Raw genomic sequence first — 9325 nt, 5'->3', positions numbered from 1 at the left:
GGGCTGCTCCTCGCCGGGGGCACAGAGGCGCGGGGCCGCCTGAAGGAGTGGTGTGAGCTCGCCGCTGCGGCAGGGATGCGCGCGCCGCCCTGGCTGCTTCCGGCCCTCGCGCCCTACCGGCGCGAGTGGGAAGAGATCATCGACGCGGTCGCGGGCGAGGAGCTCGCCTGGCTGGAAGCGGCCTGTTCCGCCCGAGGCGCCGAGGCGGCGACTCCGGCCCCGGACGGCCCGGAGGAGAGCCCCGCCGAGCGCCACGCCGCCTTCGCCGACTTCCGCCGGCGCGATCCGGCGGGAGCCCGCGCCGAACTGGAGGCTGGGTTCCGCGCCGAGAAGGCGGACATGCGTGAGCGCCTCGTCCACATCCTGGAGATCGGCCTATCGGAGGCGGATTCGCCCTTTCTCGAAACCTGCCTGGACGATCGCGCGGGCGGCGTGCGCGCGGCGGCGAGGAGTCTGTTGCCGCGCCTCACCCAGTCGCTCCTCGCCTCCCGCATGGCGGCGCGGGCGCGAACCGCCCTCGTGGTCGAGAGCAGCGAGAAGCTCCTCGGCGGGACGAAACACACTCTGGTGGTCACGCTGCCGGAGGAATCGCCGACGCTCGCCCGGGACGGGATCGAGCCGAACGCCTACGAGCGGAGGCGCGGCGGCGCGAGGGCCGGTCTGCTCGAGAGCGTCATCGCCGCCGCTCCCCTCCACGCCTTCGCCGAACATCCGCCGAGGCTCTGGATCGAACTGGCCCTGCGCAGCGAATGGCCGATCCAGATCGTCGATGGCCTTCTCACCGCCGCGCGCCGCGAGCGCGACCTCGACTGGGTACGGACGATGGTGTCGGTGCTGGGCGAGGCGGCCGCCGGGCGCCTCACCGGCATCGAGCCGGGCGATGCCCTCCGTGAGACCTGGGCCAGCGCCGTGCGGTCGCTTCCCGCTGCGGAATGGGAGGCGACGGTGACGCAGATGCTCGCCAAGGGGGAGATCGATACGATCCTGACCCTTCTGAGGCAGCCCCCCTCCTCCCTGTCCGAGGCCTTCACGGCGGCCCTCCTCGATTGGCTCGCCTCGGTGACGCGGACCTCGCAATCCGACCGTAAGGACCTCGCCTCCGCTTACCTGCTCACCCGCCTCGCCGAACGGGCCTGGCCCGACGAGGACCATGCGGCCTCCGCCGCCGCCATCCTCGCCCGGCTGCCGGACGAGGCCGAGGACAACCTGCGCCGGCAGATCGAGGGTTTCGCCGAAACCCTCGCGCTGCGCGCCACCATCCGACGGGAGTTCGCCTGAGGCATGAGCCAGACCAACGGAACCAAGACGACGCAGCTGCGCCGGGCCGCCGAGGATGCCTTCGCCGAGGAGCTGGAGGCGCTGCGCGGCGCCGATGACAGGCCGCGCCCGCCGAACTGGCTGCTCTCGCCACAGGCCGTCGTCACCTACCTCATGGGCGGACGGCTCGACTCCGGTTTCGAGGTCACGCCGAAATACATCGGCGACCGGCGCCTGATGGAAGTGGCGGTGGCGACGCTGGCCACCGACCGAGCGCTCCTCCTCCTCGGCACGCCGGGCACCGCCAAGAGCTGGGTCAGCGAGCATCTGGCGGCGGCGATCTGCGGCACCTCGCGCCTCATCGTGCAGGGCACGGCCGGCACCAGCGAGGAATCCATCCGCTACGGCTGGAACTACGCTCTGCTGCTGGCCAAGGGGCCGAGCCGCGAGGCCGTGGTGGCGAGCCCGATCGTGCGCGCCATGGAGGAGGGCAGAATCGCCCGCGTCGAGGAACTGACCCGCATCCCCTCCGAGACGCAGGACAGCTTCATCACGATCCTTTCCGAGAAGACCCTGCCGATCCCGGAACTCAACGAGGAGATCGCCGCCGCCCGGGGCTTCAACCTCATCGCCACCGCCAACAACCGGGATCGCGGCGTCAACGAATTGTCGAGCGCGTTGAAGCGCCGCTTCAACACCGTGGTGCTGCCCTCGCCGGCCACGATCGAGGCCGAGATCGCCATCGTCGAATCCCGCGTGGCCGCCCTCGGGCGCGCCTTCGAGATCCCGGCCGAACCGCCCGGCGCCGACCAGATCCGCCGCGTCGTCACCATCTTCCGCGAGTTGCGGGAGGGTGTGACCGCGGACGGCAAGAGCAAGGTCAAGCAGCCGTCCGGCACGCTCTCCACGGCCGAGGCGATCAGCGTCGTCGGCAGCGGGCTGGCGCTGGCCGCCCATTTCGGCAACGGCCACCTCTCAGCCCACGACCTCGTCTCCGGGATCAGTGGCGCGGTGATCAAGGATCCGGTGCAGGACGCCATCGTCTGGCGCGAATATCTCGAAACCGTCGTGAAGGAACGGTCGGAGTGGAAGGACTTCTACCGCGCCGCCCGCGAGAGCGCGTGACCCGCGCGTCGAGACGCGGGGTGAGCATCCCTGTCCCCGCGCGCGGGGAGAGGGCCGCGACGACCCCGTCGTCGGCGCGGCGAGGCGGCAGCCGAGGGTGAGGGGGCGATTCCGAAAGTGCCTCATCCTGAGCCGCCCCCTCACCCTCGCTCCGCTCATCACAGGCACGACGAGGTGCCTGTGATCCTCTCCCCGCAAGCGGGGAGAGGCGTGGCCCGTCTTCACTCGGCGGCGCCCGTCCCTCGCTGCCTCATCATTCCACCCACGAGACCGTTCGTGCCATGAGCCTTCGCCCCACCACCCCCGGCCGCGATGCCTGAGGTTCGGATCTTCGGCATCCGCCACCACGGGCCGGGATCGGCCCGCTCGCTGCGCGCGGCCCTCGATGACTTCCGGCCCGATTGCCTGCTCATCGAGGGGCCGCCGGATGCCGACGCCCTGATCCCCCTCGTCGCCGACCCGGCGATGGCGCCGCCGGTGGCCCTGCTCGTCTACCGGGCGGACCGGCCGCAGACCTGCGCCTTCTTCCCCTTCGCGGCCTTCTCGCCCGAATGGGTGGCCATGCGGCATGGACTCGACCATGGGGCGACCCTGCGCTTCATCGACCTGCCGCACGCGATCCAGCTCGCCGACGGGTTCGAAACGAGGGGAGAGGCGCCCGAAGGCGAGACGGCGCCGGCCGGGCTCGATACGCCCGCGCCCGCCGAGGCGCCTTCCGTCGCCGTTCGGCGCGATCCTCTCGGCGAACTGGCCGAGGTCGCGGGTTTTCCCGATGGCGAACGCTGGTGGGACGCCTTCGTCGAGAGCCGCGCGGGCGAGGACGGCGACGTGTTCGCGGCGATCCAGGAGGCCATGACGGCCCTGCGCGAGGGCGCGGAGACCGCTCCCGGCCAGGGCGCCGACGGGGAGGCGTTTCGCGAGGAGGCGCGCGAGGCGCATATGCGCACCTGCCTCCGCAAGGCGGCGCGCGAGGATTTCGCCCGCATCGCCGTGATCTGCGGCGCCTGGCACGCCCCCGCGCTGGCACGCCACGATGCCAAGGGACAGGTCGGCCTCGATGCGGCGACCTTGAAAGGGCTGCCCCGGACCAAGGTCGCCGCGGCCTGGGCGCCCTGGTCCTACGAGCGCCTCGCCACCGCCAGCGGCTACCGGGCCGGGGTGCTCTCGCCCGAATGGTACGACACGCTATGGAACCATGAGGGCCGCGTCGCCGCCCGGTGGCTCGCGCGCGCGGCGGCCCTGCTCCGCGCGGAAGACCTCGACGCCTCGCCGGCCTCCGTGATCGAGGCTGCCCGCCTCGCCGAGGCGCTGGCCGGGTTCCGGGGCCGGGCACGCCCCTCCCTCGACGACCTGCACGAGGCCGCGCAGGCGACCCTGTGCTTCGCCGATCCGGCCCCGATGGCGCTGATCCGACGCAAGCTCGTCATCGGCGAGCGCCTGGGCGCGACCCCGCCGGACAGTCCCGGCACGCCGGTGGAGGCGGATTTCGCCGCGACCTGCAAGAGCCTGCGCCTCAAGCCGGAGGCGGTCGCGGGCGACCTCGTCCTCGACCTGCGCAAGGAGAACGACCTCGCCCGCAGCCATTTCCTCAACCGGCTCCACCTCATCGGCATCCCCTGGGGCCGGCGTCAGCAGGCGCGCGGGCGCGGCACCTTCAAGGAGGCGTGGTTCCTGTCCTGGCAGCCCGAATGGGTGGTGGATCTGGTCGCCGCCTCGGCCGATGGCGGCACGGTGGCGGAGGCCGCCGCCAGCCGGGTGCGCAGGCGGGCGCACGAAGCGACCCGCGTCGCGGAACTGTCGGGCCTCATCGGCACGCTCCTCGACGCCGATCTCGCCGGAGCCGGGGAGGATGTGATCCGCGCCCTCAACGACCGCGCCGCCGTCTCGGCGGACGTGTTCGACCTCATGGAGGCGCTGCCACCGCTCGCCGAACTGGCGCGCTACGGCTCGGTGCGCTCCTCCGATACGGAGCCGGTGCTCGGCGTGGTGCGCGGGCTCGTGCCGCGCGCCGCCGCAGGACTGACGGCGGCCTGCCAGAGCCTCGACGACGACGCAGCGAGTGCCGCCAAGGCGCGGATCGTCGGCGTCCACGCAGCGATCTCCCTCCTGGAGGAGCCCGACCTGAAGGCCGTCTGGCAGGAGGCCCTTCGCGGCCTTGCCGACCAGAGCCATGTGCATGGCCGCGTCGTCGGACGCGCCGTGCGACTGCTGTTCGATGATCGGGCCCTCGATGCGGAACAGGCCGGCGACCGGCTTCGCCTCGCTCTGTCCCGCGCCTCCGGCACGATGGCGGCGGCCGCCTGGATCGAGGGGTTTTTGGAGGAGAGCGGCACGGCCTTGATCCATGGCGGCACCCTGCTCGCGGTCATCGACGAATGGCTCGCCGGCCTCGACGGGACGCTCTTTGCCGAATTGCTCCCCCTGCTGCGACGCACCTTCGCGACGATCTCGCAGGGCGAGCGACGCGCCATCGGCGAGGCTTTGAACCGCCATGGGACGGGTGTTTCCGACGAAGAGGGATCGGGCCGCATCCTCGATGCCGAACGCGCCGCCAGGGTGCTGCCGGTCCTGCGCCTCCTCCTGGCGCCTGTGGAGAGCGAGACGACGGAGGACACGCCATGAGCGACACCGAGCGCCTGCGCCGCTGGCGCCTCGTCCTCGGCGGGGGCGCGGCGGACGGCACCGGCTGCGGCCTGTCGGGCCGCGATGTCGGCATCGACCGGGCGCTCGGCGCCCTCTACGATTCCGACCGGAAGGGTGGCCTCGGTGCCTCGTCCCCCTCCGTGCCGCGCTGGCTCGGCGACATCCGCGACTATTTCCCGGCCTCCGTGGTGCAGGTGATGCAGCGCGACGCCTTCGAGCGCCTCGACCTCAAGCGCATGCTCACCGAGCCCGAGATGCTGGAGGCGGTGGTCCCCGACGTCGCCCTCGTCTCGACCCTGATCTCCATGCGCGGGCTGCTGGGCGGCAAGACCAAGGATACCGCCCGCCTCGTGGTGCGCAAGGTCGTGGAGGCCCTGATGCGCAAGCTCGAAGAGCCACTGCGCCAGGCGGTGACCGGGGCCATCGATCGCGCCAGCGTGAACCGGCGCCCGCGCCACACGGAGATCGACTGGAACCGGACCATCCGGGCCAACCTGCGCCATTACCAGGCCGAGTACCGCACCATCATCCCCGAGACCCGGTTCGGCCATGGACGGCACCAGCGCGCCAGCCTCAAGGACGTGATCCTGTGCATCGACCAATCCGGCTCGATGGCGAGTTCGGTCGTCTATTCGAGCATCTTCGGCGCGGTGATGGCCTCGCTGCCGGCGGTGACCACCCGTCTCGTCGTGTTCGACACCGAGGTGGTCGACCTCTCCGACGAGTTGGAAGACCCGGTGGAGGTGCTCTTCTCGGTCCAGCTCGGCGGCGGCACCGACATCAACCGGGCAATGGGCTATTGCGAATCCCGCATCACCCGGCCCGAGGACACGATCCTGGTCCTGATCTCCGACCTCTACGAGGGCGGCGTCGAGGCCGGGCTCCTGGCGCGCGCGCAGCGGATGGTGGCGTCGGGCGTGCAGGTGGTGGCGCTGCTGGCCCTGTCCGACGAGGGCGCGCCCTCCTACGACCGGGCGCTGGCGGGCCGGCTCGCCGCCTTGGGTGTGCCCGCCTTCGCCTGCACGCCGGACCTGTTTCCCGACCTGATGGCGGCGGCGATCCGGAAATCCGACCTCACGGCCTGGGCCGCCTCGGCCGGCATCGCGGCGATCCCGGCGGCGGGCGCGCCCGGCTGAGAGCTTGTTTGAGTTGTTGTCCAGGGCGTTACCTCATCCTGAGGTGCCGCGTAGCGGCCTCGAAGGAGGGCTCCAGGGATCGCGCGACAACTGGAGGCCTCCTTCGAGGCCCGCTGACGCGGGCGCCTCAGGATGAGGAGGTCTGCTTGGATGATCGACTTTGGCAGACGATCGAATTTGGCATGGGCATCCGCTGAGACATCCGATCAAAAAAGACTCTGAGCGGCACGCATCTAATCCGAAGTTGTTTCGTCGGCAGACGGATCGGCCGCGAGCCGATTTCTTTCGCGAAGCAGGGCCGGGTGAAACGCCCTCGCCCTCCGCAGCCTGCGTTTCAGCATCCGGCGGGAGCGGGAGCGGATCGGCCACAAGGCGCGTCTCATGGAGTCCCCCTCCCCGATCCGCAGCGATGGCGTGGGCCGGCCTCACTCAGGCCTGCATGGATGGCGAAGCGGCGGGACGGGAGAAGGGCGAGGGTGCTTATGTCGAAGCTCTCCGCAGAGCGGTCGTCGGCCGTGCGGACCTCTCGATAAGCGTCGGGCTCGGCGGCGGAGGGGGCGAGCATGGTTCGGAAACCTCGGTGCGGAAGACGACGTGGCTGAACGTGGCGGCGACCCCGCCGAGATGGGCAGCGTCCGGGATTCCGTGCCGGATCTCACCGGGCCGAAGCCTGGCAAAGCAAACCCCGCCAAGCGACGGCGGCGCGCGAAGCAGATCGGAGACGGCTTTCCACGCAGCGCCGATCATGCGGGGGCCGTTTCGGCGAGATCGCCGTAGAACCGCGCCGCCACGTCGGGATGGGAGCGCAGGCGGCCCTTGAGGTAGTTGCGGCCGACCTCGTGGAAGAGCGGGTTGTCGGGGTCGCTCGCCGGCCCGCGCGCCTCCGAAGCGAGGTCGGGCGGCAGGGCGAGGAGGGGCACCGTGGCGTCGTGGCGGGCGCCGAGGAAGAACGCGACGGAGAGACGGTCGCGCCCCGCCGGCGGGGTGACGACTCGGTGGATCGTGGCCCGCAGGTAACCGTTGGAGGCGAGTTCGAGCAGTTCGCCGATATTGACGACGAAGCTCCCCTCCACCGGCTCGGCCGCGATCCAACCGTTCGGCCCCTCGACTTCGAGGCCGCTCTGCCCGTCCTGGACCAGGAGGGTGAGGAAGCCGCTGTCCTTGTGGGCGCCGACGCCCTGCTCTCCCTGCGTGGCCTCGCGGCCGGGATAGCGGATGATCTTGATGTGCTGGTTCGGCGCGCCCTGGTAGATCGGGGCGAACACGTCCTCGGGCTGGCCCAAGGCGAGGGCGAAGGCGCGCAGCAGGCGGATGCCGAGTTGCGTCACCGCCGCCTGCCAGCGCAGCAGGCCGACGCGGAGGTCGGGCAGGCCGACCGGCCATTGGTTCGGCCCCTGCAGCCGGCTCCAGGGGGGCGAGGCAGCGGTCTGCGGAAGGACTTCGCGCTCGGCGCCGACATCGAATTGCTCGCGCCAATCCGGCGCGCCCCGCGTGATCTCGCGTCCGGCCGCCGTGTAGCCGCGAAAATGCGGTGAGCGCACCATCGCCACCGCCTGCTTCTCCGGGAGAGGCAGGGCGAAGAAGCGCCGGGCCAGGGCCTGGACCTGCGTGATCTCCGCCGCCGGAATGCCGTGGCCGACGAGGTGGAAGAAGCCGACATCGCGGGCGGCATCACGCAGTTCGGCCAGGAAGGCCTCCCGCTCGGCTGGCCCGGCATCCAGCCGGCGCAGGTCGAGACGGGGGATCGAGGCGGCGGGAGCAGAGGATTCCGGTGCCGCCCACGAAACCAGCGGGGAGGCCGCCACGGTCAGGCGGCCTTCGCGAAGGACCCGACCGAGGCCAGGGCCTGGTCGAGATCGGCCAGGATGTCGTCGATGTGCTCGAGGCCGATGGAGAGGCGGACATAGCCGTCGGACACGCCGGTGGCGCGCTGGTCCTCGGGCGTGAGTTGCGCGTGGGTGGTGGTGGCCGGATGGATGGCGAGGCTGCGGGCATCGCCGATATTGGCCACGTGATAGAACAGCGACAGGGCCTCGATGAAGCGACGGCCGGCCTCGCGCCCGGCGGCGAGCTCGAACCCGACGAGGCCGCCATAGCCGCCCTTGAGGTAGCGTTCCGCCCGCTCGCGCGCCTTGCCGGTGGCGTGCGACGGGTGGATGACCCGCTCGATCTCCGGCCGGGCCGCGAGGTAATCGACCACGGCCTGCGCGTTGCGGCTGTGGCGTTCGATGCGCAGGGCCAGGGTCTCCAGCCCCTGCAGGGTCAGGAAGGCGTTGAACGGCGAGACCGACGGGCCGAGGTCGCGCAGCAGCCGGACCCGGGCGCGCAGGATATAGGCGATGGGCCCGAGGGGCTTGGCCGCCTCGGTCCAGACCGCGCCGTGATAGCTCGGATCGGGGGTGTTGAGGGCGGGCTGGCGCTGGGGGTTGGCCGCCCAGTCGAACCGCCCGCCATCGATGATCGCCCCGCCGATGGCGATGCCGTGGCCGCCGAGATACTTGGTGGTGGAATAGACCACGATGGCCGCGCCATGGTCGAACGGGCGCGCCAGGAGCGGCGCGGCAGTGTTGTCGACGATGAGCGGGATGCCGAAGCCCCGGCCGATCTCGGCCACCTCCGCGATGGGGAAGACCGCGAGTTTCGGGTTGGCCAGCGTCTCGCCGTAATAGGCGCGGGTGCGATCGTCGGTGGCGCGGCGGAAATTCTCCGGGTCGGCCGGATCGACGAAACGGACCTCGATTCCCTGCTCGGCCAGCGTGTTGGCGAAGAGGTTCCAGGTGCCGCCATAGAGGTCGGTGGAGGCGACGATATTGTCGCCCACCCGCGCGAGGTTCTGCACCGACAGGGCGGAGGCCGCCTGGCCCGAGGCCAGGGCCAGCGCCGCCGCCCCGCCTTCGAGGGCGGCGAGGCGCTGCTCCAGCACGTCGACGGTAGGGTTCGTCACGCGGGTATAGAGGTGGCCGAGTTCCTTCAGGGCGAACAGGTTCTCGGCATGGGCCGTGTCGCGGAACTGGAACGAGGTGGTCTGGTGGATCGGCACCGCCACCGAGCCCGTGGTCGGATCGGCGCGCCAGCCCGCATGCAGGGCGAGCGTCTCGGGGTGAAGCGAGGCGGGCCGGGGCGAGTTCGGCGTGTTCTGGTTCGACATGGGGTGGCTCCGGGAA

Annotated in this window: 6 protein-coding genes; 4 read left to right on the top strand and 2 right to left on the bottom strand. The window is 71.4% G+C overall.

Annotated elements, in window-relative coordinates; genetic code table 11:
• The 4 genes from FV220_RS22450 to FV220_RS22435 form a co-directional block, all read left to right on the top strand.
• On the top strand, positions 1 to 1278 hold a 1278-nt coding region (locus FV220_RS22450), incomplete at its 5' end, for a DUF5691 domain-containing protein (protein ID WP_147833292.1).
• A 3-nt stretch (positions 1279 to 1281) separates the two neighbouring features.
• Positions 1282 to 2382, top strand: a complete 1101-nt coding sequence (locus FV220_RS22445) for an AAA family ATPase (protein WP_147833291.1) — start codon at positions 1282 to 1284, stop codon at positions 2380 to 2382.
• A gap of 312 nt (positions 2383 to 2694) precedes the next feature.
• Positions 2695 to 5004, top strand: coding sequence for a DUF5682 family protein (locus FV220_RS22440; RefSeq protein WP_147833290.1), 2310 nt, complete (start codon positions 2695 to 2697; stop codon positions 5002 to 5004).
• Complete coding sequence (locus FV220_RS22435) at positions 5001 to 6161, top strand: VWA domain-containing protein (protein ID WP_147833289.1); 1161 nt, start codon at positions 5001 to 5003, stop codon at positions 6159 to 6161. The genes FV220_RS22440 and FV220_RS22435 overlap by 4 nt, the downstream gene beginning before the upstream one ends.
• Before the next feature lie 743 nt (positions 6162 to 6904).
• Here FV220_RS22435 and FV220_RS22430 read toward each other — a convergent pair.
• Both FV220_RS22430 and FV220_RS22425 read right to left on the bottom strand, forming a co-directional pair.
• Positions 6905 to 7966 carry an isopenicillin N synthase family oxygenase gene (locus tag FV220_RS22430; protein WP_147833288.1) on the bottom strand — a complete coding sequence of 354 codons (1062 nt, stop codon included), beginning with the start codon at positions 7964 to 7966 and terminating at the stop codon, positions 6905 to 6907.
• A 2-nt stretch (positions 7967 to 7968) separates the two neighbouring features.
• On the bottom strand, positions 7969 to 9309 hold the full coding sequence (locus FV220_RS22425; protein ID WP_018041723.1) for a PLP-dependent transferase: 1341 nt from the start codon (positions 9307 to 9309) through the stop codon (positions 7969 to 7971).
• Positions 9310 to 9325 lie beyond the last annotated feature (16 nt).

This window comes from Methylobacterium sp. WL19 (genome assembly GCF_008040005.1).
GTDB classification, from domain to species: domain Bacteria; phylum Pseudomonadota; class Alphaproteobacteria; order Rhizobiales; family Beijerinckiaceae; genus Methylobacterium; species Methylobacterium bullatum.
Note: the sequence above shows the minus strand (reverse complement) of the source record. Positions and strands in the feature narration are given on the sequence as shown.